Origin of the sequence: Duganella aquatilis, assembly GCF_009674565.1 — a bacterium.
Lineage (GTDB): Bacteria > Pseudomonadota > Gammaproteobacteria > Burkholderiales > Burkholderiaceae_D > Rugamonas > Rugamonas aquatilis.
The window spans coordinates 176,381-201,201 of record NZ_WKJL01000010.1 but is presented as its reverse complement, the minus strand read 5'-3'; the positions used below and the strand labels follow the sequence as shown (position 1 = coordinate 201,201).

General features: G+C 64.7%; 26 protein-coding genes. 15 read left to right on the top strand and 11 right to left on the bottom strand.

Features of this window, described 5'->3' with window-relative positions:
- Positions 1-89: 89 nt before the first annotated feature.
- The gene (locus GJ698_RS15620) at positions 90-608 is read right to left on the bottom strand and encodes an RrF2 family transcriptional regulator (RefSeq protein WP_154358597.1); all 519 of its coding nucleotides are present in this window, start codon (positions 606-608) and stop codon (positions 90-92) included.
- Between the two features lie 112 nt (positions 609-720).
- Here GJ698_RS15620 and GJ698_RS15615 point away from each other — a divergent pair, with 112 nt between their 5' ends.
- Positions 721-1,935, top strand: a complete 1,215-nt coding sequence (locus tag GJ698_RS15615) for an NAD(P)/FAD-dependent oxidoreductase (protein WP_154358595.1) — start codon at positions 721-723, stop codon at positions 1,933-1,935.
- Here GJ698_RS15615 and egtB read toward each other — a convergent pair.
- Together egtB and egtD are read right to left on the bottom strand one after the other, a co-directional pair.
- Positions 1,932-3,158, bottom strand: a complete 1,227-nt coding sequence (gene egtB / locus GJ698_RS15610) for an ergothioneine biosynthesis protein EgtB (RefSeq protein ID WP_154358593.1) — start codon at positions 3,156-3,158, stop codon at positions 1,932-1,934. The genes GJ698_RS15615 and egtB overlap by 4 nt on opposite strands.
- A gap of 4 nt (positions 3,159-3,162) precedes the next feature.
- Positions 3,163-4,170: an L-histidine N(alpha)-methyltransferase gene (gene egtD, locus GJ698_RS15605; RefSeq protein ID WP_154358592.1), complete on the bottom strand. Its 1,008-nt coding sequence runs from the start codon at positions 4,168-4,170 to the stop codon at positions 3,163-3,165.
- A gap of 126 nt (positions 4,171-4,296) precedes the next feature.
- On the opposite strand from egtD, the gene GJ698_RS15600 reads away from it, so the two are divergent.
- The 6 genes from GJ698_RS15600 to GJ698_RS15575 all read left to right on the top strand — a co-directional run bounded on the left by GJ698_RS15600 (position 4,297) and on the right by GJ698_RS15575 (position 8,782).
- Positions 4,297-5,157, top strand: a complete 861-nt coding sequence (locus tag GJ698_RS15600) for a putative selenate ABC transporter substrate-binding protein (RefSeq protein WP_154358590.1) — start codon at positions 4,297-4,299, stop codon at positions 5,155-5,157.
- A 13-nt stretch (positions 5,158-5,170) separates the two neighbouring features.
- Positions 5,171-6,007, top strand: a complete 837-nt coding sequence (locus tag GJ698_RS15595) for a phosphonate ABC transporter ATP-binding protein (protein ID WP_154358588.1) — start codon at positions 5,171-5,173, stop codon at positions 6,005-6,007.
- Positions 6,007-6,846 (top strand): PhnE/PtxC family ABC transporter permease, encoded by an 840-nt coding sequence (locus GJ698_RS15590; protein WP_154358586.1) that lies wholly within the window; start codon positions 6,007-6,009, stop codon positions 6,844-6,846. The genes GJ698_RS15595 and GJ698_RS15590 overlap by 1 nt, the downstream gene beginning before the upstream one ends.
- Positions 6,843-7,634 (top strand): phosphonate ABC transporter, permease protein PhnE, encoded by a 792-nt coding sequence (gene phnE / locus GJ698_RS15585; RefSeq protein ID WP_154358584.1) that lies wholly within the window; start codon positions 6,843-6,845, stop codon positions 7,632-7,634. The genes GJ698_RS15590 and phnE overlap by 4 nt, the downstream gene beginning before the upstream one ends.
- Positions 7,635-7,636: 2 nt before the next feature.
- Complete coding sequence (locus GJ698_RS15580) at positions 7,637-8,314, top strand: ABC transporter ATP-binding protein (RefSeq protein WP_154358582.1); 678 nt, start codon at positions 7,637-7,639, stop codon at positions 8,312-8,314.
- Positions 8,315-8,494: 180 nt separating this feature from the next.
- Positions 8,495-8,782, top strand: a complete 288-nt coding sequence (locus GJ698_RS15575) for a hypothetical protein (protein ID WP_008447145.1) — start codon at positions 8,495-8,497, stop codon at positions 8,780-8,782.
- Positions 8,783-8,880: 98 nt separating this feature from the next.
- Here the strand turns inward: GJ698_RS15575 and GJ698_RS15570 are convergent, their stop codons facing one another.
- Together GJ698_RS15570 and GJ698_RS15565 are read right to left on the bottom strand one after the other, a co-directional pair.
- Positions 8,881-9,480 (bottom strand): YdeI/OmpD-associated family protein, encoded by a 600-nt coding sequence (locus GJ698_RS15570; protein WP_154358580.1) that lies wholly within the window; start codon positions 9,478-9,480, stop codon positions 8,881-8,883.
- A gap of 10 nt (positions 9,481-9,490) precedes the next feature.
- Entirely contained in the window at positions 9,491-10,765 is a 1,275-nt protein-coding gene (locus GJ698_RS15565) for a hypothetical protein (RefSeq protein WP_154358578.1), read from the bottom strand.
- Positions 10,766-10,879: 114 nt separating this feature from the next.
- On the opposite strand from GJ698_RS15565, the gene GJ698_RS15560 reads away from it, so the two are divergent.
- Together GJ698_RS15560 and GJ698_RS15555 are read left to right on the top strand one after the other, a co-directional pair.
- Positions 10,880-12,424, top strand: a complete 1,545-nt coding sequence (locus GJ698_RS15560; protein ID WP_154358576.1) for a DUF1800 domain-containing protein — start codon at positions 10,880-10,882, stop codon at positions 12,422-12,424.
- A 10-nt stretch (positions 12,425-12,434) separates the two neighbouring features.
- Entirely contained in the window at positions 12,435-13,607 is a 1,173-nt protein-coding gene (locus GJ698_RS15555) for a DUF1501 domain-containing protein (RefSeq protein WP_154358574.1), read from the top strand.
- 2 nt (positions 13,608-13,609) lie between these two features.
- Here GJ698_RS15555 and GJ698_RS15550 read toward each other — a convergent pair whose 3' ends face one another.
- The 4 genes from GJ698_RS15550 to GJ698_RS15535 all read right to left on the bottom strand — a co-directional run bounded on the left by GJ698_RS15550 (position 13,610) and on the right by GJ698_RS15535 (position 16,741).
- A complete protein-coding gene (locus GJ698_RS15550) occupies positions 13,610-15,301 on the bottom strand; it encodes a putative bifunctional diguanylate cyclase/phosphodiesterase (RefSeq protein ID WP_166454882.1) in 1,692 nt (563 codons plus the stop codon).
- A gap of 65 nt (positions 15,302-15,366) precedes the next feature.
- Positions 15,367-15,939: a TetR/AcrR family transcriptional regulator gene (locus GJ698_RS15545; RefSeq protein ID WP_154358570.1), complete on the bottom strand. Its 573-nt coding sequence runs from the start codon at positions 15,937-15,939 to the stop codon at positions 15,367-15,369.
- 9 nt (positions 15,940-15,948) lie between these two features.
- Positions 15,949-16,416: a nuclear transport factor 2 family protein gene (locus GJ698_RS15540; protein ID WP_154358569.1), complete on the bottom strand. Its 468-nt coding sequence runs from the start codon at positions 16,414-16,416 to the stop codon at positions 15,949-15,951.
- A gap of 79 nt (positions 16,417-16,495) precedes the next feature.
- A complete protein-coding gene (locus GJ698_RS15535) occupies positions 16,496-16,741 on the bottom strand; it encodes an ArsR family transcriptional regulator (RefSeq protein ID WP_229260005.1) in 246 nt (81 codons plus the stop codon).
- A 72-nt stretch (positions 16,742-16,813) separates the two neighbouring features.
- Here GJ698_RS15535 and GJ698_RS15530 point away from each other — a divergent pair, with 72 nt between their 5' ends.
- From GJ698_RS15530 to GJ698_RS15505, 6 genes are all read left to right on the top strand, one after another.
- On the top strand, positions 16,814-19,120 hold the full coding sequence (locus GJ698_RS15530) for an FdhF/YdeP family oxidoreductase (RefSeq protein WP_154358566.1): 2,307 nt from the start codon (positions 16,814-16,816) through the stop codon (positions 19,118-19,120).
- 115 nt (positions 19,121-19,235) lie between these two features.
- Entirely contained in the window at positions 19,236-20,270 is a 1,035-nt protein-coding gene (locus GJ698_RS15525) for a sensor histidine kinase (protein WP_371865328.1), read from the top strand.
- On the top strand, positions 20,267-21,031 hold the full coding sequence (locus GJ698_RS15520; RefSeq protein ID WP_154358564.1) for a LytR/AlgR family response regulator transcription factor: 765 nt from the start codon (positions 20,267-20,269) through the stop codon (positions 21,029-21,031). The genes GJ698_RS15525 and GJ698_RS15520 overlap by 4 nt, the downstream gene beginning before the upstream one ends.
- 17 nt (positions 21,032-21,048) lie before the next feature.
- Complete coding sequence (locus GJ698_RS15515) at positions 21,049-22,134, top strand: S41 family peptidase (RefSeq protein ID WP_154358563.1); 1,086 nt, start codon at positions 21,049-21,051, stop codon at positions 22,132-22,134.
- A gap of 18 nt (positions 22,135-22,152) precedes the next feature.
- Positions 22,153-22,686 (top strand): CPBP family glutamic-type intramembrane protease, encoded by a 534-nt coding sequence (locus GJ698_RS15510; RefSeq protein WP_154358562.1) that lies wholly within the window; start codon positions 22,153-22,155, stop codon positions 22,684-22,686.
- Between the two features lie 53 nt (positions 22,687-22,739).
- Entirely contained in the window at positions 22,740-23,105 is a 366-nt protein-coding gene (locus GJ698_RS15505) for a DNA polymerase beta superfamily protein (RefSeq protein ID WP_371865327.1), read from the top strand.
- A gap of 6 nt (positions 23,106-23,111) precedes the next feature.
- Here GJ698_RS15505 and fdhD read toward each other — a convergent pair whose 3' ends face one another.
- Positions 23,112-23,921: a formate dehydrogenase accessory sulfurtransferase FdhD gene (gene fdhD / locus GJ698_RS15500; protein WP_154358561.1), complete on the bottom strand. Its 810-nt coding sequence runs from the start codon at positions 23,919-23,921 to the stop codon at positions 23,112-23,114.
- A gap of 56 nt (positions 23,922-23,977) precedes the next feature.
- Complete coding sequence (locus GJ698_RS15495) at positions 23,978-24,751, bottom strand: GNAT family N-acetyltransferase (protein ID WP_154358559.1); 774 nt, start codon at positions 24,749-24,751, stop codon at positions 23,978-23,980.
- Positions 24,752-24,821 lie beyond the last annotated feature (70 nt).

Genomic DNA, 24,821 nt, shown 5'->3' with positions numbered 1-24,821 from the left:
CGGGGTCAGTTCTGCCAATCGCACACGGCCTCTACCGTAGCAGCCGCTACGGTAGAGGCCGTGTGCGATTGGCAGAACTGACCCCGGATTTATTTGGCGGTGCGCTTGCCGGCGCGTTCGCCCAGCCAGTTCACCACCTTGGTGTCAAAGCTGGCGGGACTCTTGCGGTTGACCTTCTGTGCCAGGTCTTGCAGGGTTTCCTGCGCCAGCGCTTCTTCCATGCGCCGCTGCGCGCCTTGCATCACGGCGTGAACGGCGCAGGTGCCGGAGGTCGCCCAGTTGGGCGGCGTGTCGTCGAACAAGGCGCAGCGGGCGCGGATTTCGCGGCAGTCGAACAAGGCCTTGTCGCCGTCGATCGCCGTCACCACATCCAGCACGCTGATGTCGCCGGCCGCGCGGGCCAGCGTAAATCCGCCCTTCACGCCTTCAGTGGCCGCCACCAGGCCCGCTTTCGATAGCTTGGTGAAAATCTTGGCAAGAAAATCCAACGGAACGCCCTGCAGCTCCGCCAGGTCGCGCACGCTGGCGTCACGACTGCCACCGTCTTCGCCGACCAGGAACAGCAGGCAATGTATCCCGTATTCGACTCCGGAACTGATGTGCGACATATAAACTCCGACTAAATGAGTCGCTCATTTTAGCACGCGATGCAAAAACTCCTTGCGTTTACAAACTGCGACAACTATAGTCGTAGTTATTGAACTTTACCAAGGAACCAAAATGACCAAGCAAATCCTGATCGTCGGCACCGGCTTCTCCGGTATGTGGAGTGCACTGGCGGCCGCGCGCCTGCGCCATCTGCAAAACCAGCAAGAGGCGGTGGAGATTTCCATCATCTCGCCGCAGCCCAACCTGCACATCCGCCCGCGCCTGTACGAGGCCGACCTGGCCGGCATGGCGCCGTCGCTGGTGGACCTGTTTGCTGCGGCCGGCGTGCGCCACATCGTCGGCACCGTGGAGCAGATCCACCCGCAAGACCATGCGGTGAGCTATCTGGACGTCGACGGCAAGCCGCAATCCTTCAGCTACGACAAGCTGGTGCTGGCCAGCGGCAGCACGCTGTTCCGCCCTGCCATTCCGGGCCTGAAGGAGCATGCGTTCAGCGTCGATCAGCTGAACGAGGCCGAGGAACTGCAGCGCCATCTGCAGGCACTGCCGCAACGCGTGGCCAGCAAGGCGCGCAATACGGTGGTGGTGTGCGGCGGCGGTTTTACCGGCATTGAAACGGCGGCGGAAATGCCGGCGCGGCTGCGCGCAATCTTCGGCAGCGATGCGGAATTCGACGTGATCGTGGTGGAGAAGGCGCAGGACATCGGCCCGGACCTCGGCGCCGGCCCGCGTCCCGTCATCGAGCAGTCGCTGCGCAACAAGGGCGTGAGCCTGCGCCTGGGCCACGCGGTCGAAGCCATCGACGCTGGCGGCGTCACCATCGCCGGCGGCGAGCGCATTGAGGCCGCCACCGTCATCTGGACGGCGGGCGCCCGCGCCAGCGCCCTGGCGGCGCAGGTTCCCGGCGAGCGCGATGCTTTCGGCCGCCTGCAAGTGACGCCGGCGCTGCGCGTCGGCAGCTCCGATATCTACGCCACCGGCGACGTGGCGCGCGCTGCTTCCGACGACCAGGGAAACCACGCCTTGATGTCGTGCCAGCACGCGATGAACCTGGGCCGCTCGGCCGGCCACAACGCCATGGCCGACGTACTGGGACTACCGGCCATTCCGTATGACCAGCAGAACTACGTGACCTGCCTGGCGCTGGGCGCGGACGATGCGGTGTACACCGAAGGGTGGGATCGCCAGGTGAAGATGTCCGGCGCACCGGCGGCGGAATTGAAGGGCATGATCAACACGCAGTGGATCTATCCGCCCAAGGCGGACATGGCGCAGATCATCGCCCTCGCCGATCCGGACAGCCGCCCAGTGCAGTACCTGCCTTAACGGCGCGCCAAGCGGATGCCGGTGAACTGCCAGCGTGCGCCGGCCGGGAAGAAGTTGCGGTAGCTGGCGCGCGCGTGGCCTTCCGGCGTCGCCGACGACGAGCCGCGCAGCACGTACTGGTTCAGCATGAACTTGCCGTTGTATTCGCCCAACGCGCCCTCCGCCGCCGCGAAGCCGGGATACGGCGCGTAGCTGCTGCTGGTCCATTGCCAGCAGTGGCCGTACATCTGGCGCAAGCCGTCGCCGGTCGCGCCGGCCGGATGCAGCAGGCCGGTTTCAAACGCCGCCTGCGCGGCCGCATATTCCCATTCGAATTCGGTCGGCAGACGCGCGCCGGCCCAATGGGCGTAGGCGTCCGCTTCAAACAGCGAGATGTGCGTCACCGGCCGGTTCAGGTCCAGCGGCTGCGGGCCGTGCAGCGTGAATTCCTGCCATGCCCCCTTCTCGTCCTGGAACCAGTAGATCGGCGCCTTCAGGTTTTGCGTGCGCGCCCAGTCCCAGCCTTCGGCCAGCCACAGCGCGGCGTTGAAGTAGCCGCCGGCGTTGATGAAGTCCAGGTACTCGCCGTTGGTCACCAGCCGCGAGGCCAGCGCGAACGGCGCCACATACTGCTTGTGGCGCGGCAGTTCGTTGTCGAAGCTGAAGCCGTCGTCGTTGTGGCCGATGTCGGTCAAGCCGCCGTCGAAGTCCAGCCACGTCAAGGGCGCGACGGCGGCGGCGGCAGGCAATGGGATGTCCATGTAGGCGGGACGCAGCAGGCTTTGCGCCAGCAGGTGCTTGACGTCGGTGAGCATCAATTCCTGGTGCTGCTGCTCGTGCTGCGTGCCGAGCATGATCAGCATCGTCAGGTCGGCGCGCTGCGCGTCGCTCAAGTCGCTGGCCAGCAGCCGGGCGATGCGCGCATCGACGTCGGCGCGGTAGGCGCGCACCTGCGACATGGCGGGCCGCGTCAGCAGGCCGCGCTGCGCGCGCGGATGCTTCTCGCCGATGCCGTTGTAATAGGAGTTGAACAGGATGCGGAACGCCGGATGGAACGGCGCGAAGTCGCGCTCCATGCGTTCCAGGATAAACGTCTCGAAGAACCAGGTAGTGTGCGCCAGGTGCCATTTGATCGGGCTGGCGTCCGGCATCGACTGCGCACCGCAGTCCTCGTCGGTCAGCGGCTCGGCCAGCGCCAGCGTGTGCTTGCGTACCGCCGCATAGCGGGCTTGTAGTTGTTCCATAAGCTTAGTCGGGAATGGCCCGGGCGTGAATGACGGCGAACCAGTTGTTCTTGTCGGTCCACATGCGCGAGGTGGCAAAGCCGGCCTTCTCCAGCAGCGTGACGAAGGACTGACGCGTATACTTGTAGCTGTCTTCCGTGTGGATACGCTCGCCGCGCGAGAAATCGCGTTCGCCGCCGCGCCAGGTGACGGTCAGCGGACAGCGCGCTTCCAGATGCATCTCGATGCGGCTCTTTTCCGGATTGAAGAAGGCCACGTGCTGCCACTGGTCGACGTCGAAATCGGCGCCGATCAGGTGGTTCAGGTGACGCAGCATGTTCAGGTTGAAGGCGCCGGTGACGCCCAGCGCATCGTCGTAGGCCGCATCCAGCACCGCGCGGTCCTTGATCAGGTCCACGCCGATCAGCAGGCCGCCGTCGGCGCCGGCGTTGGCGCGCAGGCCGCGCAGGAAGGTCACCGCCTGCTCCGGCGAGAAATTGCCGATCGAGGAACCGGGATAGAAGAACACGCGGCGCTCGCCGCGCACACTGTCCGGCAGTTCAAAGCCGCTGGAAAAATCCAGTCCCAGCGCGGTCATCTCGATCTGCGGGAAGCGCTGCTGCAGCTGGGCGACGGCGCCCAGCAAAAAATCGCGCGAGATATCGACCGGCACATACTGCGCCGGCTTCAGTAGCGGGAACAGCGACGCCGCCTTGGCGCAATTGCCGGCGCCAAGATCGATCAACGACGCGCCCTCGCCGATCGCATGCGCCATGTCGGCGCCATACGCGGCAAAGATGCTGGCCTCGGTGCGGGTTGGATAATATTCGGGAAGTTCGCAGATGGCCTCAAACAATTTGGAACCCAGGCTGTCGTACAAGAACTTGGGCGAGGTGTAGGCGTCGGACGCCAGCAGGCCTGCACTGATCTCGTTGATGACGGCCTCACTGCCGTGGGCTGGCCGCTGCTGGGCGATGGTGTTGCTGGCGAGGGGCGACACAACACGGATCGCCGGGGCGCGGGACACTTGCATGGAATGCTCTGCCTTTATTCTGGGTGGTCATCCCGGGGGATGATTTTTGTTATGATAGCCGAATATCCATTTTGTAGCGTTGGATCAAAAGTTCAGTGCGACTTCTCACATAAAAGGGCAACCACAATGAAAATCTCCCTCAAATCCGTCCTCGCCGCCGGCATGATGCTGGCCGCGTCCTGGTCGCACGCCCAATCCGCCGATCACGTGTTCCGCGTGTCGGCCATCCCGGACGAAGCGCCAACCGAGCTGCAACGCAAGTTCAAGCCGCTGGGCGAGTACCTGGAGAAGAAGATCGGCATGAAAGTGGAGTTCACCCCGGTGACCGACTACGCCGCTTCGGTCGAGGCCCTGATCAACAAGAAAATCGACATGGTCTGGTTCGGCGGCTTCACCTTCGTGCAGGCCAATGACCGCAGCAAGGGCGCCATCACGCCGCTGGTGCAGCGCGCCGAAGATGAAAAGTTCCGTTCGGTGTTCGTCACCACCAACAAAAGCATCAACAGCCTGAACGACCTGAAAGGCAAGACCCTGAGCTTCGGTTCCGAGTCCTCGACCTCGGGCCACCTGATGCCGCGCTTCTACCTGCTGCAGGCCAAGATCAATCCGGACACCGATCTGAAACGCATCGCCTTCTCCGGCGCGCATGACGCCACCGTGGCGGCGGTTGCCGGCGGCAAGGTCGATGCCGGCGCGCTGAATATCTCGGTCTGGGAAAAACTGATCGAAGCCAAGAAGGTCGATCCGGCCGTGGTACGCGTGTTCTACACCACGCCAGGCTACTACGATTACAACTGGTCGGTGCGCACCGACATGAACGCCGATCTGAAGAAAAAGCTGACCGACGCCTTCCTGGCGCTGGACATCAACAAGCCTGAAGACAAAGCGATCATGGACCTGCAGCGCACCGTCAAGTTCATTCCGACCAAGGCCGAAAACTACAAAAACATCGAAGCCGCCGCCAAAAACGCCGGTCTGCTGAAGTAAAAAGTACCCTGCAATGCCGACTTACCAACTGCAAAACCTGACGGTGCGCCATCTGCGCGCGCCGTCGGCTCCCGCGCTGCAAGCGATTAACCTGACCATCGAACAGGGCGAGCAACTGGCCCTGATCGGCCCTTCCGGCGCCGGCAAGACCACCCTGCTGGCGACGCTGTCCCTGTCCCACAAGCCGGCCGAAGGCAGCTTCCACGCCTTTGGCGCCGACCCGTGGGCGCTGGGCGAAGCGGCGCGTCATCGCTTGCGCGCGCAGTTGTTCCTGGCGCCGCAAACGCCGCCGCTGCCGCCGCGCCAGCGCGTGGTGACGGCGGTGCTGGCCGCGCGCCTGCCGCAATGGAGCGTGTGGCGCGCGCTGGCCTCGCTGTTCAAGCCCGCCGACCCGCAAGCCGCGTGGCAGGCGCTGTCGCGCTTCAACCTGGGCGACAAACTGTATTCCCGCGTCGACCGCCTGTCCGGCGGCGAACGCCAGCGCTGCGGCCTGGCGCGCCTGCTGCTGTCGCCGGCCAAGGCGCTGCTGGTGGACGAACCGCTGTCCGCGCTCGATCCCGCACTATCCGAACTCACGCTGACCACGCTGCGCGAAGAAGCCGCCGCGCGCGACGCCACGCTGATCTGCAGCCTGCACCAGGTGGAACTGGCGCTGGCCCACTTCCCGCGCATCGTCGCGCTGCGCAACGGCAGCGTCGAATTCGACCTGCCGCGCGAGCAGGTCACGCCGCAGATGATCGCCGCGCTGTATCAAGGCGAATCTCAGGGCGAACCGCCCGCCGCAGGCAGCGGCACGCCGCACGAAGACGATGCGCTGGCGGTCAAGCTCGGCGTAGGCGCCTGCCTGTAATGGCCGCGCTGCTCCACGCCCGCGAGGGCCACCGCGATCCCGCGCTGCGCGGCCGCATCATCGCCTGCGTGGTCGGGCTGCTGGTGCTGTGGCCCACGCTGGTGATCTCCGAATTCAAGCCATGGATACTGTTCGACGAACAAAGCCTGAGCGCCACCGGCCGCTTCCTGGCCGACTTCCTGGTGCCAGCGCATGACGCCGAATTCCTGCAGATGCTGGCGCGCGAAACCTGGAACACCATCGCCATCGCCAGCGCCGGCCTGGCGCTGGCCTTGCTCGGCGCGATTCCGGCCACGCTGGTGATCAACGAACAGCTGTCGATTTCCGCGCTGGGCACGGGACGCATACGCCCCGTCGCCGTGGCCGTGCGCCAGGCCGTGCGCTGGCTGATGGTGATCCTGCGCTCGGTGCCGGAACTGGTGTGGGCGCTGCTGTTCGTGCGCATCATCGGCCTGGGACCGACCGCCGGCGTGCTGGCCATCGCCCTCACCTACTGCGGCATGCTGGCCAAGGTCTATGCCGAGATACTCGAATCGGCCGACGCCCACGCCAGCGACACGCTGCTGGCCAACGGCGCCGGGCGCCTGAACGCGCTGCTGTACGGCGCGCTGCCGGAAGCCGCGTCGGAACTGATGTCCTACACCGTCTACCGCTGGGAATGCGCGATACGCGGCTCGGTGGTGATGGGCTTTGTCGGCGCCGGCGGCCTGGGCCAGCGCATGGACGAATCGCTGAAGGCGCTGAACGGCGCGGAAGTGTCGTCGATGCTGCTGATCTTCGTGGCGCTGGTGGCGCTGGCCGACCAGTTCTCCAAAGTGTTGAGGAGGCGCCTGGGATGAATCCGCATATGCCCAAACCGCCGCCGCGCGACTGGACCGTGCGCATCCTGATGCTGCTGGTCGTGGCGCTGGTGATCGCCAGCTTTGTCACGCTGCCGCTGAAGTGGCGCGAATTCTTCACCGTGGAAGCGGTCAACAGCACCATGGAGCTGCTGGCCGGCTTCACGCCGCCGGAAACGTCGAGCGGCTTCCTCACCAAGACTTTCTGGGCCACGCTGGAAACGCTGGCCATGTCCGGCCTCGGCACGCTGCTGGCGGCGATCCTCGGCCTGGCGTTTTCGCTGCCGGCGTCAGGCCGCTTCGGCGCCGTGCCGCGCGCCGCCATGCGCGCGGTGCTCAACGTGCTGCGCTCGATACCGGAACTGGTGTGGGCCTCCATCATGCTGATCGCCGCCGGCCTCGGGCCGCTGGGCGGCACGCTGGCGCTGGCCGCGCACACCGCCGGCGTGCTGGGTCGCCTGTTCGGCGACTCGCTGGAAAACGCCGCGCCGCTGCCGGAGCAAAGCCTGCGCACCAACGGCGCCGGCGCCACCAGCGCCTTCTTCTACGCCACGCTGCCGCAAACGCTGCCGCAGATGATGTCGTACACGCTGTACCGCTGGGAGAACAACATCCGCGCCGCCGCCATCCTCGGCGTAGTGGGCGCCGGCGGCCTGGGGCAGATGCTCAAGTACCACCTGTCGCTGTTCCAGATGCCGCTGGCCGCCACCGTCATCCTCGCCATGCTGCTGCTGGTGGCGCTGGTCGATGGCGTCAGCTTCGCCATGCGGCGCGCACTCACAAGGTAACCATGCTCGAACTTCGCCAGCTGTCCAAGTCCTACAACGGCCGCCCGGTGCTGGCCAACCTGTCGTGGCATTTCAAGGCCGGCGAATTCGTCTCCATCATGGGCGATTCCGGCGTCGGCAAATCGACGCTGCTCAATCTGATCGCCGGCCTCGATACGCCGGACGCCAACGGCGAAGCGCCTATCGTCATCGACGGCATTCCGATGTCCGGCCTCGATGACGATGCCGCCACCCGCTTGCGGCGCGCGCGCATGGGTTTCATCTTTCAAGCCTTCCACGTGCTGCCGCATCTGACCTTGCTGCAGAACGTCGCCTTGCCGCTGCTGCTGAACGGCCTGCCGACCGCGCGCGCGGCGGAGATGCTGGACGCGGTGGGCCTGGCCGGCCGCGAACACGATTTCCCGCATCAAATCTCCGGCGGCCAGATGCAGCGCGTGGCGATCGCCCGCGCGCTGGTGCACCGCCCTGCCCTGGTGCTGGCCGACGAGCCGACCGGCAATCTCGATCCCGACACCGCTGACGCCATCCTTACGCTGTTGCAGCGCGAAATTAAAGCCACGGGCGCTTGTGCGATCATGGTGACACATTCGCAACTTGCTGCCAAAAAGACAGACAAAATCCTACTTTTATCTCAAACCGGGCTTCAAGAAACAACAATCGTCAACCCGTTTGCGCAATAACCAACATAATTTAATTGTTAAAGCCTGCACTTTTTTTTCAGCCGTAGTATTATTCGAAATAACTTGCATGGTTATCAAGAATGTTGAGTCGCGTACCACATTCCGACCAGAAAGAGTGTGGGCGCTAGCCTTGCCAGGAAACGTACTTCTTTAACGTTTTGAGCAAAGGAGGAGCAAACCATGAACGTACGTCAAAAGAAGTTGGAATTGATCGAGGCCATGAATCGCGCTCGGGCACTGGAACCTTCCAGTTTTGTTCCGAACAAGCTTCTGGATACTTTGATCGAAAAGATGAACTTGAAAAACGATGCTGAGTTGTGCAGGGTGCTGGAAGTTCAGCCTCCCATCATCAGCAAGATCCGGCACCGGAAGTTAGCGGTTGGCGCCACGATCCTGCTGCGTATGCACGAAAAATCGGATATCAGCATTCGCGAGCTGAAAGATCTGTCTACCGCGTCAATGCATTGAACACTAGTTCTTGCCATGCCTGGCGCCGGCATGCGGTAACCGGCGCCCCAAGCGCTTTTGCGATCAGCCCAAACCCCGCTGAACGCCGCTTTACCTGATTAGCATTTCTCGTATTTCCAATTCCTCGCCTTACCCTCTGCAATCCATTCGACTGCCTGTTCACGCCTGCGCGCGCGCGTTGTGTCGGTTTTCGCTTCGGTCAGCCATTCTGCGTAGTCGCGCTGCTTGCTGGGACTGAAGCTGTCGAAGTGCGCCCGCGCCGCCGGCGCCGCGTCCAGCGCGGCCTGCAAGTCGTCCGGAATCTCCAGCGCACGCGGCGTCGCCGGCTTGGCGCGCGCCGGTGCGGACACGCCGTCGTCGTTGAGCTTCATGGCCTGCCTGATATACGACGCCAGTACCTTTTTGGACGGCAGATCCTTGACCGAAGTGATGCGGCCGAAGTGGCCCATGGCCTCGCGCTTGACGTCATCGGCCATCAGCAGCTCGGCTTTCCACAGATTGAAGGCGCAATGCGCCTTGAACGAAGCCATGCTGCACATCATGCCCTTGTACATGAAGTGCGGGAAGCTCCACTTGATGGTCTCTTCGACTTCCGGACAGGTGTCATGCACCACCGCGCGCAGATGTTCCAGGATGGGCTGCGCAAAGTCGGCGGACTTGGCGATGTAGGCGTCTACGCGCGGATCGGTGGTGGGCATGATGGTCTCGTCAGAAAAATTCCGGATGCTGCGCCAGCAGCGATGCCTCGAACTTGTTGACCGGCTCAAAGTTCGGCAGCGTCGGTGCAAGGCGGCGTCCCGCGTCCCAGCTGCGCCAGGCGCGTGCGCTATCGTACTGCATCAGCAGCATATCGCCCAGATCCTTGTAGGCTCCAGCCAACACCGGATTGGCCTGCAACACTTCCACCAGCAGCGCGGCGCTTTCCTTGCCCTGCTTCCGATCCATGCGCACACGGTTGTTGGCTTCGAACAGCTTGAGCATGTAAGCCTTGCGCGGCGCCTTAGGACGCAATGCAGCCAGTGTTTTCACCGAGCCTTCCATCTCATTGGCCTTGGCGGGATTGATGGCGGCGAACATCAGCGCCAGCGTCGGCGATGCCGCCATCGCCTGCTTTTGCTCGTCCGTCAGCGACAGCGGCGCGCCGGTGGACAGCGTGCATTCCATCTTGCCCAGCATGGTGTCGAGGATGGCCGGTTCGCTGAAATCGGCGGAGGCGTCGCAGGGATGCTCGGCGCGCAAATCCGCCAGCTGCTGCGGCGTCAGCGCGGCGATGCGGTCGAACAGGGCGTCGATGCCGCCCTTGCTGATTTCTCGATGATAGGGTTTCAGGTCATAGGCCGGCGGCTGTGCACTGCGCACCTGGGTCATGGTCAGGTTCATATCGCGTCCGCCGCTGACGAAGAAGGTCAGGTGGTCGGGAATCATGCCGGCCTTGGCCAGCTTGTCCAGCACCTGCGGGTGGCCGGCTTGCGCGTAGCGCAGGAAGCGCGCGAACTGCGCGGCGTCCGCTGCCGCCACCTTGGCGCCGCTGGCGCTCCACGCGGCCAGCTTGACGCCGTCGATATACAACACGCGCTGGCCGCCTTCTTCTTTTTCCTCCATCGCCCCCGGTGCGCCGCTCAGTACCGACAGCTGGTTTTCATCGTCGGCCTTGCCCAACACCGGCGTATTGAGCTTGGCCGCGTCCAGCACGCTGCGCAACTGGTCGCGGTTGGACATTTCCACCACGCGGAAGCCCACCGTGTCGAACAGCGAATACTCCACATACTCTTTGGCCGGCGTGTTGACCGCGTAGCGGCGGCGCGCCTGGAAGTCGTACAGCATGCGGCCCTGCTCCGTATCGATCGCCAGGTAGCTGTCCGCCAGCGTGACATCCATCTGTAGGGCGCGATCCTGCACCGCCGAACTGACATGCAAAGTGGCCGCAGCCTGTGCCAGCGGCGAGACGGCCAGCGCCAGCAGCGCGGAAAGAATAAGACGCATATGCCTGCCCATAGAGAGTGAAACAGGCATGATAAATTAAAAACAAGTCCGCATCTTGTAACATTTCGTTGCAGCTTACACATACGTCACGTGGCACAAGCGGAAAAATGGCATATGCTTCAGCCTATGCATATTCCGACCATCACGAGACCGCTCGCCGTCCTGCTGCTGTTGGCAGGCTGCACGACCACCGCCACCGCCCCGCAGGCGCCCGTCGATCCTGTGGCCCTGAGCCGCGCGCTCAACCGCGTCACCTGGGGTGTCAACGACAGCACCTACCAGCACGCGGCCAAGGTAGGCTACAGCGCCTGGCTCGATCAGCAGCTGCATCCGGGACCGGCCGTGCTGCCGCCCGCCGTGCAGGCGCAGATCGACGCCATGACGATTTCGCGAAAGCCGCTGCCGCAGCTGGTGCAGGAACTGGAACAGCAGCGCCGCGACTATGACAAGGCCATGGTCGATGACGAGGCCAAGAAAGCCGCGCAACTGGCCTACCAGCAGGAACTGAGCCGGCTGGCCAAGGAAGCCGCCGCGGGCTCGCTGCTGCGCGACCTGTACTCGCCCAACCAGCTGCAGGAGCAGATGACGTGGTTCTGGATGAACCACTTCAACGTCCACCAGGGCAAGGCCAACCTGCGCGTGCTGGTCAGCGATTACGAGGAACAGGCGATACGCCCGCACGCGCTGGGCAAGTTCCGCGACCTGCTGTCGGCCACGCTGCACCATCCAGCCATGATCCGCTACCTCGACAACGAACAGAACGCCGCCAACCGCATCAACGAAAACTACGCACGCGAAATCATGGAGCTGCACACGCTGGGCGTGGACGGCGGCTACAGCCAGGCCGACGTGCAGCAGCTGGCGCGCATCCTCACCGGCGTCGGCGTCAACATGACCGAGAAAACGCCCGACGTGCGCCGCGACAAGCAAAGCCAGTACGTGCGCAAAGGCCTGTTTGAATTCAATCCCAACCGCCACGACTACGGCGACAAGACCTTCCTCGGGCAGACCGTCAAGGGCCGCGGCCTGGCGGAAGTGGATGAAGCGCTGGACCGCTTGAGCCGCAGCCCGGCCACCGCGCGCTACGTCAGCCGCAAGCTGGCGGTCTACTTCGTCGCCGACGAACCGCCGCCGCAACTGGTGGAGCGCATGGCCGCGCGCTTCCAGGCCAGTGACGGCGACATCGCCGCCGTGCTGCGGGTGATGTTCGATTCGCCGGAATTCACGCAGTCGCTGGGGACCAAGTTCAAGGACCCGGTGCATTACGTGGTGGCCGCCGTGCGCCTGACCTACGACGACAAGGTGATCCTGAACACCGGCCCGATGATGAACTGGCTGTACCGCATGGCCGAACCGCTGTACGGCCGCGTGACGCCGGACGGCTACCCGCTGACGCAGTCCGGCTGGGCCAGTCCGGGCCAGATGACCACCCGCTTTGAAATCGCCAAGGCCATCGGCAGCGGCAACGCCGGCCTGTTCAAGAGTGAAGGCGCGCAGCCGCTGGAGAAGCCGGCCTTCCCGCAGCTGGCCAACGCGCTGTATTACCAATCGCTGCAAAAATCGCTGGCGCCCGCCACGCAGCAGGCGCTGGAGCAAGCCGCCTCGCCGCAGGAGTGGAACACGCTCCTGCTCTCATCGCCGGAACTGATGCACCGCTAGGAGAAGCCCGATGAAACGCCGCACCCTGCTCAAAACACTGGCCGCCCTGCCGGCGACCTCGATGGCCGGCCAGCTGTGGGCCGCGCCGGCCAGCAAGACCCGCCTGCTGTTCGTCTTCATGCGCGGCGGCTACGACGCCACCAGCCTGCTGGTGCCGATCTCCAGCCAGTACTACTACCAGGTGCGGCCCAACATCGCCATCCCCAAGGCCGCCGCGCTGCCGGTCAATGCCGACTGGGGCCTGCACCCGATCCTCGGCGAGACCATCCACCCGCTGTTCACCGCCGGCCAGGTGGCCTTCGTGCCGTTCGCCGGCACCGAAGACCTGTCGCGCAGCCACTTTGAAACGCAGGACAGCATCGAGCTGGGACAGGCGCTGGACCGCTCGCGCGACTACCGCTCCGGCTTCCTGAATCGCCTGGCGTCGACGCTGAACGGCGACCGCGCCAGCGCCATTTCCTTCACCGACCAGCTGCCGCTGATCATGCAGGGCGGGCTGCAGGTGCCCAACACCGCGCTGCGCAACGTCTCCAAACCGGCGGTCGATCCGCGCCAGGCCAAGATGATCGCCGCCATGTACGACCACACCGCGCTGTCGCAGCAGGTGCGCGACGGCTTCGTGGTGCGCGAGGACGTGATGAAGGAAGTCACCGGCGAGATGGTGGCGGCCAACCGCAACGCCGTCAGCGCCAAGGGCTTCGAGCTGGAGGCGCGCCGCATCGCCAAGCTGATGAAGGACAAGTACAACATCGGCTTTGTCGACATCGGCGGCTGGGACACCCACGTCGGCCAGGGCGGCGCCACCGGCTACCTGGCCAACCGGCTGGAGGAGCTGGGCCGCGGCCTGTCCGGCTTCGCCCAGGAGATGGGGCCGGAGTGGAAGGACACGGTGGTGATCGTGGTCAGTGAATTCGGCCGCACCTTCCGCGAGAACGGCAACCGCGGCACCGACCATGGCCACGGCAGCGTGTACTGGGTGATGGGCGGCTCGATTCAGGGCGGCAAGGTGCACGGCGAGCAGGTACGGCTGGAGCAGCCGACGCTGTTCCAGAACCGCGACTATCCGGTGCTCAACGAGTACCGCGCCATGTTCGGCGGCCTGCTGTCGCGCATGTACGGCCTGAATACGGGACAGGTGGAAAAAATCTTCGGCACGCCGGGGCGCGACATCGGCCTGGTGTAAGTCTACGGCGCCAGGTGCTCCCGCAGCCAGCAGGTGGCGTCATCGGCCGACAACGGCTTCGAGTACAAAAACCCTTGGAAGGCGGCGCAGCCGGCGTTGTTGAGGAAGGCCGCCTGGTCCTGGCTCTCGACGCCTTCGGCGATGACGTTCAGGCGCAAGTCCTGGGCCAGTTGCACCACCGTGCGCACCACGGCGTTGGCGTCGGCGTTGCCGGGCACGCCGTGCAGAAAACTCTTGTCCAGCTTGATGGTGGTGACGCGCAGCGTGCGCAGGTAACTCAAGGAGGAATAGCCGGTGCCGAAATCGTCCAGCGCCACCCGGTAGCCGAGCTGGCGCAACTGGTCGATGACATTGCTGCCGCTGCGCTCCAGCTCGATCGCATCGCGTTCGGTCAGTTCGATCTCCATCATGTCCGGCGTCAGGTCGTGGTCGGCCAGCGCCGCCTGCAATTGCGCCAGGAAGCCGGGATCCTGCAGCTCGTGCGCGCCGGCGTTGACGCACACCCGCACCCCGCCCAGGCCGACGTCCAGCCAGCGCCGCATCTGCGCGCACACCTGGCGCACAATCCATTTGCCCAGTTCCGGCAGTTGCCCGGCCTCGCGCGCCAGGCCGATGGTGTACTCGATCGGCTGCCGTCCCAGTTCGCCGGGCAGGCGCAGCAAGGCCTCCATCGCCACCGCGTTGCCGTCGAGATTGACGATGGGCTGATAGGCCAGCATGAAACTGCTTTGCCGCATCAGCCGCTTCAACTCGGCGTGGTGGGCGTTCTTGCGGTGGGCGATCATGTCCAGCGCTTCGGTGTAAAAGTGGTAGCAGTTGCGGCCTGCGTTCTTGGCGTGGTACAGCGCCAGGTCGGCCTTGTTGAGCAGGCTGTCGGGCGAATCGGCGTCCACCGGGCACACCGCGATGCCGATGCTGGCGCTGATGCGAACCTCGCGCTCGTCCAGCAGGAAAGGCCGCGCCAGCTCGGCCAGCAGTTTTTCGGCCAGCATGCCGCCGTCGGCCGGCGATGGCGCGTCCAGCTGCAACAGCGCGAACTCGTCGCCGCCCAGGCGCGCGATGAAGTCGCTCTCGCGGCTGGCGGCGCGGATGCGCTGCGCGGTCAGCCGCAGCAGCAGGTCGCCGGCCTGGTGGCCCAGCATGTCGTTGACTTCCTTGAACTGGTCGAGGTCGATCATCAGCAACAGCAACAGCTGGCCGGTGCGCTCGGCCAGCGACACCATCTCCGAGCGGCGCGTGTCGAAGGCGGCGCGGTTGGCCAGGCCGGTCAGCACGTCGATGGTGGCCAGGCGACGGATCTCGTCCTGCGCCAGCTTGCGCTCGGTGATGTCGCGCAGGATTTTCAGGTAGCCGATCGACTGCCCGCGGTCGTCGCGGATCGGGGTCAGCACGCCGTCCGCCCAGAACAGCGAACCATCCTTGCGGATATGCCAGCGGTAGTCGCCGGCGCGGTCCCAGCGGTCGGCGGTCTGCATTTCCAGCAGGTGCTCGGCGTCGACCTGATCGTCGCCGGTGAACAGGCGCTCCATGCTCTGGCCGATGATCTCCTCCGGCGGATAACCGAAGATCAGCTCGGCCCCGAGGTTCCAGCTGGTGACCAGGCTATGCGTGTCGATCGTAAAAATGGCGAAATCCCGTACGTTCAGATAAATCTGCCGCAGCAGGATCTCGGGGGCTAAAGCAGGGGCAATCACGGTTCTCAGTGGCGGAGTCATGGCGCGCAGTCGAAATTACTTGGACTGCGCGCGCGCCGGCAAGTTCAGTGCCGCGTCTCCTTGAGGCGCTGCTGCATGCGCGCCAGCGCGCGCATGAACAGCTCCGGCTCGTTGGCCGCGCGCGCCAGCACCAGCGCGCCCTGGATGCCGCCCACCACGTCTTCGGACAGGGCCAGCGCGCTGGCGCTGTCGCGGCCGCCGCGTTCCAGTGCGGCAGCCAGCGCCTGCACCCATTCGGCAAAATAGGCCTGCACCTTGACGGCAAAACGATCGCGTTCGTGGCCGAGCGCGAACACCCCCACCAGGCACACCTTGCGGCCGGACAGGAAGTAGCGGCCGACCGCGGTGAACATGCGCTCGACGCCCTGCTCCGCCTCGTCGGCGCCCAGCGCGCGCAGCGGCTGGAACACCTGGTCGCGGAACCAGCCGTCAATCTCGCCGAGTACCGCTTCCGCCATCTCCTCCTTGCCGCCGGGGAAGAAGTTATAGATGCTGCCCTTGCCCAGCCGGGTGCCCTCGCTAATGCGCGCCAGGCTGGCGCCCTCGAAGCCGTAGGTGCGGAACACCTCGGCCAGCAGCGGCACCACCTCGCTGCGCTCTCCCATCACTCTTGCCATGTCTGCCTTTTAAAAACCGAAATCGCTCAGGCCCGGATGATCGGCCGGGCGCGGCGCGTTGATATCCCAGTGGAACTTGCGGTCGGCGGCGGCAATCGGATGCTCGTTGATGCTGGCCAGGCGGCGCTTCATCAGGCCGTCTTCCGCGAATTCCCAGTTCTCGTTGCCATAGGCGCGATACCACTGGCCGGAATCGTCATGGTATTCGTAGGCGAAGCGGACTGCAATGCGGTTGCCGTCATGCGCCCACAATTCCTTGATCAGGCGGTACTCCAGCTCGCGCGTCCATTTGCGCTTGAGCAGGCCGATGATCTCGGCGCGGCCGGTGACGAATTCGCCACGGTTGCGCCAGAAGCAGTCTTCGGTATAGGCCAGCGCGACCTTTTCGGCGTTGCGCGTGTTCCAGCCGTCTTCGGCGGCGCGGACTTTCTGGGCGGCGGTTTCCAGGGTGAACGGAGGGAGTGGCGGACGAGTCATGTTGAGCACCTTCAAGTTAAGTTGTACCAAACGGTACAATCACTTTAAACCCGTGTCCGGCAAGATGCAAGGAAAATTTTTAACCGAAGATTTCCGCCGCCATCTGGCGCCCGCCGGCGGTGAACTGCACGGTGCCGGTGACGCCGCCCTCGTCCAGCGCCAGCGCCACCTGGCCGGCCTCCTCCAGCATGGTCAGCTGGCGGCGCAGGGCGCTCATCGGCCGCTGCGACTGCTTGCTCAGCTTGGCAAGCGTGCACGGCTTGTCCGGCCACTCGGTATTGATGCGCCACAGCGCTTCCAGCACGCCGGCCAGAACAGTCATCATTTCGTCATCCATCGTGTTACGCTCTTTGGCTAAAATACAATATACTCGTATCAAATATTACCGGACTGCAACATGAATAAAAAGCCCGAAGGCCACATTGCACCTTACACCCATCCCGCCGCCGGCTGGGGGGCGTTGAAGCAGGTGGCGATCAACCTGGTGCGCGAACGCGTCGCCGGCAGCAACTACAAGACCCTGCTCAAGCAGAACCAGCCGGACGGGTTCGACTGCCCCGGCTGCGCCTGGCCGGACCGAGAACACGCGTCCACCTTCGAGTTCTGCGAGAACGGCGTCAAGGCGGTGGCGGCCGAGGCCACCAGCAAGCGCGTGCGGCCGGAATTCTTCGCCGCCCACAGCGTCACCGAACTGCTCAAGCAATCCGATTATGAACTGGAACAGCACGGCCGCCTGACCGACCCGATGGTCTACGACCCGGCCAGCGACAAGTACCAGATCATCGCATGGGACGACGCCTTCGCGCTGATGGCGCGCCACCTGAATGCCCTGCCCGATCCCAACCAGGCCACCTTCTACACCTCCGGCCGCACCGGCAACGAAGCGGCCTTCCTGTTCCAGCTGTTCGTGCGCATGTATGGCACCAACAACTTCCCCGACTGCTCCAATATGTGCCACGAGCCGACCAGCCGCGGCCTGCCGGGCACCGTCGGCGTCGGCAAGGGCACGGTGACGCTGGAGGATTTCGAGCACGCCGACACGCTGCTGATCTTCGGCCAGAATCCGGCCACCAACCACCCGCGCATGATGAACGAACTGCGCGACTGCGCGCGGCGCGGCGCCGCCATCGTCTCCATCAATCCGCTGCGCGAACGCGGGCTGGAACGCTTCACCAGCCCGGCGCATCCGCTGGAACTGCTGACCGGCTCGACCACTACCATCAGCACCATGTTCGTGCAGCCCAGGCTGTCCGGCGACTTCGCGCTGATCAAGGCGGTCGCCAAGCGCCTGGTGGAGCGCGACGACGAGGCGCGGGCCACCGGCGCGCCGGGTGTGCTGGACCGCGAATTCATCGCCCGCCACACCACCGGCTTCGAAGCCTTCGAACAGGATCTGCGCGCCGAAAGCTGGGAGCTGCTGCTGGCCGAATCGGGCGTGCCGCGCATCCAGATCGACCAGCTGACCGGCATCTACATCCGCGGCAAGAACGTCATCAGCACCTGGGGCATGGGCCTGACGCAGCACAAGAACGCGTTGAAGACCATCCAGATGCTGTCCAACCTGATGATGATGCGCGGGCAGATCGGCCGCCTCGGCGCCGGCCTGTGCCCGGTGCGCGGCCACTCCAACGTGCAGGGCGACCGCACCATGGGCATCGAGGAAAAGCCGACCAAGGCCTTCCTCGACCGCATGCAGAAGGTGTTCAACTTCGCGCCGCCGCGCGAACATGGCCTCGACACCGTCGACAGCATCCAGGCCATGCTGGACGGCCGTGTCAAGGTGTTCTTCGGCATGGGCGGCAATTTTGCCATGGCCACGCCGGACACGCCCCTCACCTTCGAGGCGTTGCGCAAGTGCGACCTCACCGTGCACGTGGCCACCAAGCTGAATCGCAGCCACCTGGTGACGGGCAAGCAGGCGCTGATCCTGCCGACGCTGGGCCGCACCGAGGTCGACCTGCAGAACGGCGTGGCGCAGGGCGTGACGGTGGAGGATTCGATGAGCATGGTGCACATCTCCTACGGCATCAACAAGCCGGCCTCGGACAACCTGCTGTCGGAAACCGCGATCGTCGCGCGGCTGGCGCACGCCACGCTGGGCAGCGCCAAGGTCGACTGGCTGGGCCTGTGCGCCGACTACGCCGCCATCCGCGAGCTGATAGAAAAAGTGTTCGACGACTTCCACGACTTCAACGCGCGCGTGGCGCACCAGGGCGGCTTCCACTTGCGCGTGGCCTCGCGCGAGCGCGAATGGCGCACGGCTAGCGGCCGCGCGCAGTTCGTGCCGCACGCGGTCGATACCGACACGCCAATCCACCGCGCCCGCGCCAGGCACGGCGAGCGGCTGATGGTGCTGATGACGGCGCGCTCGCACGACCAGTACAACACCACCATCTACGGCCTGGATGACCGCTATCGCGGCGTGTTCGGCCTGCGCCGCGTGGTGTTCATCAACAAGGAAGACCTGGCCATGCTGGGCCTGAAGAACGGCGAGCACGTGGACATGGTCAGCGTGTGGGACGACAATGTCACGCGCCGCGCCGAGCGCTTCCTGCTGGTGGAATACGACATCCCGCGCGGCTGCCTGGGCGCCTACTTCCCCGAGACCAATGGTCTGGTGCCGCTGCACAGCACCGCCGACGGCGCCGGCACGCCGACCTCCAAATCGATTCCCGTGCTGCTGGAACGCTCGGCAGCGCTCTGAACATCGGACGCGCGACCGATTGGCCGCACGGCATGCACGGGTCGGCGCATAGGGCTGGACCGCCGCCCGGCCATCCCCTAAGATCAACGCTTCCTTACATTTTTGGAAAGCCTGCGTGAAAGTCGAAACGCCCTTGCTGGTTCCCGTGCTGGCCGCACTGCCGGTTTGCGTCTGCATGGCCATCCTCGGCCTGCCCGCCTACAGCAATAGCTATATTGTGGCCTTTCGTACGCTGTTCTTCGTCGCCTGCCTGGTGTGGCTGGTTCCGCTGACGCTGATGCAACGGGCCATGTGGCGCCGCGAATGGTCCTGGCTGCGCATGGGACCGATATTGCTGGTGACGACCTATGGCATGGCGATTACGAACGCCTTGCTGGGACAGAGCTTCGGCATCGCGATCGGACGGGAGACGGGCTATCACTGGGCATCGCTGGCGCGGGGCCTGGATAGCTGCTGGCTGGCGTTGGTCGCGTTCTGCGCGGTGCATGCGGTGGCGGCCTATTACCTGTCGCTGCAGCAGGTCCGCCTGCATCTGGCCCAGGCGCAAAGCGCGGCGCGCGACGCCGAGCTGCGCGCGCTGCGGCTGCAGGTCAATCCGCACTTCCTGTTCAATTCCCTGAACGCGATTTCCGCGCTGGTGTCGGCCCAGTCCAACCGCGAAGCCAACCGCATGCTCGCGTCCCTGTCCGACTTCCTGCGTTCCACCCTCGCACACGACGGCCGCCATGAGCATGCGCTGGCCGATGAACTGGCCCTGCTCGACGCCTACCTCGCCATCGAAAAGGCGCGGCTCGGCGAGCGCCTGCGCCTGACCATGAAGGCCGGCCCCGACCTGCTGGACAGCGTCGTGCCCTACCTCATGCTGCAGCCGCTGGTCGAGAATGCGATCCGCCACGGCATCGCGCCTCTGGCCGCGCCGGGACGGCTCGACATCCTGGTCGAACGTGACGGCCAGCGCCTGCTGATCGACGTGCAGAACGACGGCCAGCAGCGGCCGCACGCGGGCAGCGGCATCGGCCTGGCCAACGTCCGCGAACGCCTGCGCCACCTGTACGGCGAGGATCAGGAGGTGGACGCCGGCTGGAGCACCGATAGCCGCTTCCGCGTGCGCATCGCCATGCCGCTGCGCGGCCTGCAGGCGGCGGCATGACTATCCGGGTCGTGATCATCGACGACGAGCCGCTGGCCAGGCTGGCAGTCAAGGTCAGGCTGGCGCGGCGCGCCGGTTTCGAGCTGGTGGGCGAGTTCGGCGACGGCGCCAGCGCCCATGAAGGGATTGTGGCGCTGCAGCCCGACCTGGCGTTCGTCGACGTCGAGATGCCGGGCAAGTCCGGCCTCGACGTGCTGGCCGCGCTGCCGCCGGCGCAGCGGCCGATGGCGATCCTGCTTACCGCCTACGACGGCTTTGCCGTGCAGGCCTTCGAACTGGCCGCCCTCGATTACCTGCTCAAGCCGGTCGATGACGAACGCTTCGACGAAGCCCTGGACCGCGCGCAGCAGGCGTTTCCCTACCACGGCCAAAGCCGTGCTACGGCGGTACCGCCTTCGACACCGACGGCGCCACCGAAAGCGCGCACTTTCAGCGTGCGGGTCGGATCGCGCACGGTGCTGGTGCCGGTGGCGGATGTCGAGCGCATCGAGGCCGACGGCGACTACGCCACCCTGCATGCCCAGGGCAAGACCTGGCTGGTGCGCGAGCGCCTGCACAACCTGGCCATGCAGCTCGATCCGGCGCAGTTCCACCGCGTGCACCGCTCGTCCATCGTGCGGCTGGACATGATCGCCGAGCTGCGTTCGCTGACCAACCGCGACGCGCTGCTGCGCCTGCGCGACGGCAGCGTGCTGCGCGCCAGTCGCACCTATATGCCCGCCCTGGCGGAAGCGCTGCAACACCGATCAATCGATGAGTAGTTCAACTGGAGGCAAGTATGTCAGGTAAGAAAAAGTTGGTCGCAAGCGTGGTGTTCAGCATGCTGTTGTCGGTTTCCGCCCTGGCGGTGGAAGACCTCCCCTTGAACGCGTCCGACCGTGCAGCGATCGTGCAGACGCTGGCGGAGAAAATCAACGCGAACTATATCGATCCGGCATTGGGAGAAAAGGTAGGCCGCGCGATCGCAGACAAGAATGCCAAGGGCGGCTATGCATCCGCCGCCAGTGCGAAAGCGTTCAGCGAGGCCTTGAACGCGGACTTGCGCAAATTCAGCAGCGACGGGCATTTTTCCGCCGGATTTTACGAAGGTTTTCGTGAGCGCAACGGTGCCGCCGAGGTGCCCAGCCGCGCCAAGATGGAAGAATGGCGCGAGCAAGCCGCGCGGCGCGGCTACGACATCGACAAGATCGAACGCCTGCCCGGCAACGTCGGTTACATCGAGCTGCGCGGCTTCGGCGGTCCGGAATTTTCCGGCCCGGCATACGGGGCGGCGATGTCGCTGATGGCGGGCACGGACGCGCTGATTCTCGACCTGCGTCGCAACGGTGGCGGCAGCCCGGCCGGCGTGGCTTACCTGATGAGCCACTTCTTCCCGCTCGGCGACCACCGGCACCTGATCGACATCTACAACCGCCCGGACGATACGACGCGGCAGTTCTGGACCGTGCCGTCGGTGGCCCAGCGTTACGACAAGCCCGTGTACGTGCTGACCTCGGCCCGCACGTTTTCCGCCGGGGAGGACTGCGCCTATGACTTCCAGGTGCAGAAGCGCGGGACGCTGGTCGGAGAAACCACCGGCGGCGCTTCCAATCCGGTCGGCTGGTTCAGCGTGGGACACGAGATTGTGGTCTCGATCCCGACTTCGCGCACCACCAATTTCGTCACCAAGACCAACTGGGAGCACGTCGGCGTGAAACCGGACATCGCCGTGCCGGCGGCGCAGGCGCTGCAGGCGGCGCACACGGCCATCCTGCGCAACCTGGTGGCGTCGGCCAAGGATGACAGCGAGCGCAAGGAACTGCAGCGCCAGCTCGCGATGGTGGAGAAAGGCGAAACCGACAAGCCGGTCTATACGCCCCGTTGAGAGCGTTGATCACGTCCGATGCGCACATACAATCTGATCTATGCCAAACTGGGGCCGGCCTCTCGGGTAGCTGCCCGGCCCTACCGCTTTGCGTTGCTGGTCGGCGCTTGTACGGGTATTGCGAGCACGGTCCTGGCATTGTGCGCCATCGGCTTGATGCTGGCCTTCCTGCCGCACGAATCACTGGGAGAGTCGGCAGCGGCCGGGCTGTCCCATCTCGGGCCCGTCATGACCTTGCTAACGGGTGTGGTGCTGGTGCCGCTATGGGAGACCTTGATCGCGCAACTGCTCCCGCTGGAGCTGGCACGGAGGCTGGGCTTCAATGACTGCGTCTGCATCGCATTGGGTGCGGTGGTTTTCGCGTCGGGGCACTATCTGAATGGCGGTTTGGGGCATGGCATAGGCTCGCTGGTCGCTGGTGCGCTATTTTCCACAGGCTACATGGCGATGCGTCCGTGGGGCTACTTCCCGGCATTCTGGGCGTCCTATATCGCGCATGCCTTGAACAACTGTCTTTTCCTGTACCTGGTTCCACTGGCTTTTCCCGACTAACGGATATGGCGCGCCGGCGAAGCGGAAACGCGCCCGAAACGAGGTATAAGTCAATGATTCCTGACGAAGTACAAGCTGATATCCGCCAGCGTATCCGCGATGCTGAAGCGGAGCATGGCGTGCGTGTTTTGCTGGCCGTCGAATCCGGCAGCCGCGCGTGGGGCTTCGCGTCGCCCAACAGCGACTATGATGCGCGCTTCATCTATGTCCATCCCAAGGACTGGTTCGCCGACGAGGCGCGCAAGCTGCTGCCCACGGTGTATTCATGCGAACGCGGTATTTATCACTATCGCAGCATGGCCAAGACCAACTATCGCGGCTGGTTGGAGATGATCACACCGGAACATGCCCTGCAGAGTGAAGTTTTGCCAAAGCTGAACGACCTTTTTCACCGCACGCTCGCACAAGCGTGGGCGTAACAACGCTTAGGTGTACTCGACGCAGCTGTCGTGGCGGCAGAAGCTTACCAGCTTGATGCCCGCTTCGGCGGCGATGTCGATCGCCAGCGTGCTGGGAGCGGAGATGGTGGCCAGCATCGGGATGTTCATGCGCGCCGCCTTGCGCACCAGTTCATAACTGGCGCGGCTGGACATGAAGACGAAGCCCAGCCGCATGTCCACGCCTTCCAGCGCCAGATGGCCGATCAGCTTATCCAGCGCGTTATGGCGCCCCACGTCTTCGCACACGCGCAGCACATTGCCCTGCGCGTCGCACCACGCCGCCGCATGCACGCCGCCGGTGGCGCGCATCAGCGCCTGGTGCTCGCCCAGCTGCGACGCCGCGTTGGCGATCGCCGGTTGCAGCGCGCCCTCCGCATGCAGCGACGCCGCGTCGATGCGCTCCGGCTGCAGGTCCAGCAGCTCCAGGCTTTCGATGCCGCACACGCCGCAGCCGCTGCGGCCCGCCATCGAGCGGCGCTGCTGCTTGAGCTGGACGAATTCCTGGCTGGCTATGGTGATGTCGATTTCGAAGCTGCGCGCGTGCTCGTGCACTTCGATGTCAAAAATATCAGAGGCTTGGGCAACCAGGCCTTCGGTCAGGGCAAAGCCCATGGCGAACGGTTGCAGGTCACGCGGGGTGACCATCATGACGGCATGCGAGATGCCATTGAATACCAGCGCCACCGGCACTTCCTCGATGACGCGGTCGGTGGTGCGCGCATCGCTCGCGCCCTTGTGGCGCGTGACAGGGCGCTCCTGATAACCCGTCTTGTCCGACTCCAGATCCAACTTCATGACTGCCCCGCAAAATAAGCACAACGGCTTATTTTACACGGGGCTGCGCAGGCGCGTCAGGCGGCCAGCTGTTCGCCGTTGACGCCATAGTGGCGGGCGTAGCGGGCGTCCAGGTTCGCCAGCGGCATCAGCAGGAACAGGTCGGCGCTTTCGAAATCAGGATCCCAGGCCGGTTCGCCGCAGATCCAGGCGCCGGAGCGCATATAGCCTTTCAGCAGTGCCGGCACTTGCGGCTTTTGCGCGGCTTCCAGCTTGGAGAACGGGAACGGCAGATGCGGCGTGACGCGGTATTCGACCGGGGCGATGTGCTTGGCCGCCAGTTGCTGGTAGACGGCGACGGCATTGTGGCCGCCATCGGCCAGCGAGATGCTGGCGCAGCCGACCAGGAATTCGGCGTTTTCGCGGCGCATGTACTCGGCCAGGCCGGACCACAACAGCATGATGACGCTGCCGCCACGGTAATCAGGGTGAATGCAGGCGCGGCCTGCTTCGACCACGCGGCCGCGGATGTTGTTCAGGCGGCCCAGGTCAAACTCGCCTTCGGAATACAGGCGGCCCAGCTTGCGGGCGCGCGAGGCGCTCAGCAGGCGGTAGGTACCGACCACCATCAGGCTGTCGGCGTCGCGCACGATCAGGTGATCGCAATGTTCGTCGAATTCGTCGCTATCCAGGCCATCGGCGCTTTGCAGGGCGCTCAGGCCCATGCTCTCAATGAACACCTTGTAGCGCAGGCGCTGGACTTCACGCAGTTCTTCCGGCGTGCTTGCCATACTGAGTACCAGCTTGCCGGACGTTGCTCGGACATCCGCTTGTATGATCGAGGTTTGCATGCTTCATCCCTTTTGTGTGGAAGACAAAGCAAGCGTAACCAGCGAATACTTCAGGAAAATGACAAGGAAA

Excerpts from the sequence above, each read along its gene's own strand:
- GJ698_RS15595 (WP_154358588.1), top strand. The coding sequence starts at position 5,171 with ATGCCGACTTACCAACTGCAAAACCTGACGGTGCGCCATCTGCGCGCG.
- GJ698_RS15555 (WP_154358574.1), top strand. The coding sequence starts at position 12,435 with ATGAAACGCCGCACCCTGCTCAAAACACTGGCCGCCCTGCCGGCGACC.
- GJ698_RS15510 (WP_154358562.1), top strand. The coding sequence starts at position 22,153 with ATGCGCACATACAATCTGATCTATGCCAAACTGGGGCCGGCCTCTCGG.
- phnE (WP_154358584.1), top strand. The coding sequence starts at position 6,843 with ATGAATCCGCATATGCCCAAACCGCCGCCGCGCGACTGGACCGTGCGC.
- GJ698_RS15495 (WP_154358559.1), bottom strand. The coding sequence starts at position 24,751 with ATGCAAACCTCGATCATACAAGCGGATGTCCGAGCAACGTCCGGCAAG.
- GJ698_RS15575 (WP_008447145.1), top strand. The coding sequence starts at position 8,495 with ATGAACGTACGTCAAAAGAAGTTGGAATTGATCGAGGCCATGAATCGC.
- GJ698_RS15615 (WP_154358595.1), top strand. The coding sequence starts at position 721 with ATGACCAAGCAAATCCTGATCGTCGGCACCGGCTTCTCCGGTATGTGG.
- GJ698_RS15515 (WP_154358563.1), top strand. The coding sequence starts at position 21,049 with ATGTCAGGTAAGAAAAAGTTGGTCGCAAGCGTGGTGTTCAGCATGCTG.
- GJ698_RS15530 (WP_154358566.1), top strand. The coding sequence starts at position 16,814 with ATGAATAAAAAGCCCGAAGGCCACATTGCACCTTACACCCATCCCGCC.
- GJ698_RS15545 (WP_154358570.1), bottom strand. The coding sequence starts at position 15,939 with ATGGCAAGAGTGATGGGAGAGCGCAGCGAGGTGGTGCCGCTGCTGGCC.
- fdhD (WP_154358561.1), bottom strand. The coding sequence starts at position 23,921 with ATGAAGTTGGATCTGGAGTCGGACAAGACGGGTTATCAGGAGCGCCCT.
- GJ698_RS15535 (WP_229260005.1), bottom strand. The coding sequence starts at position 16,741 with ATGATGACTGTTCTGGCCGGCGTGCTGGAAGCGCTGTGGCGCATCAAT.
- egtD (WP_154358592.1), bottom strand. The coding sequence starts at position 4,170 with ATGCAAGTGTCCCGCGCCCCGGCGATCCGTGTTGTGTCGCCCCTCGCC.
- GJ698_RS15540 (WP_154358569.1), bottom strand. The coding sequence starts at position 16,416 with ATGACTCGTCCGCCACTCCCTCCGTTCACCCTGGAAACCGCCGCCCAG.
- GJ698_RS15565 (WP_154358578.1), bottom strand. The coding sequence starts at position 10,765 with ATGCGTCTTATTCTTTCCGCGCTGCTGGCGCTGGCCGTCTCGCCGCTG.
- GJ698_RS15600 (WP_154358590.1), top strand. The coding sequence starts at position 4,297 with ATGAAAATCTCCCTCAAATCCGTCCTCGCCGCCGGCATGATGCTGGCC.
- GJ698_RS15560 (WP_154358576.1), top strand. The coding sequence starts at position 10,880 with ATGCTTCAGCCTATGCATATTCCGACCATCACGAGACCGCTCGCCGTC.
- GJ698_RS15570 (WP_154358580.1), bottom strand. The coding sequence starts at position 9,480 with ATGCCCACCACCGATCCGCGCGTAGACGCCTACATCGCCAAGTCCGCC.
- egtB (WP_154358593.1), bottom strand. The coding sequence starts at position 3,158 with ATGGAACAACTACAAGCCCGCTATGCGGCGGTACGCAAGCACACGCTG.
- GJ698_RS15580 (WP_154358582.1), top strand. The coding sequence starts at position 7,637 with ATGCTCGAACTTCGCCAGCTGTCCAAGTCCTACAACGGCCGCCCGGTG.
- GJ698_RS15505 (WP_371865327.1), top strand. The coding sequence starts at position 22,740 with ATGATTCCTGACGAAGTACAAGCTGATATCCGCCAGCGTATCCGCGAT.
- GJ698_RS15590 (WP_154358586.1), top strand. The coding sequence starts at position 6,007 with ATGGCCGCGCTGCTCCACGCCCGCGAGGGCCACCGCGATCCCGCGCTG.
- GJ698_RS15620 (WP_154358597.1), bottom strand. The coding sequence starts at position 608 with ATGTCGCACATCAGTTCCGGAGTCGAATACGGGATACATTGCCTGCTG.
- GJ698_RS15520 (WP_154358564.1), top strand. The coding sequence starts at position 20,267 with ATGACTATCCGGGTCGTGATCATCGACGACGAGCCGCTGGCCAGGCTG.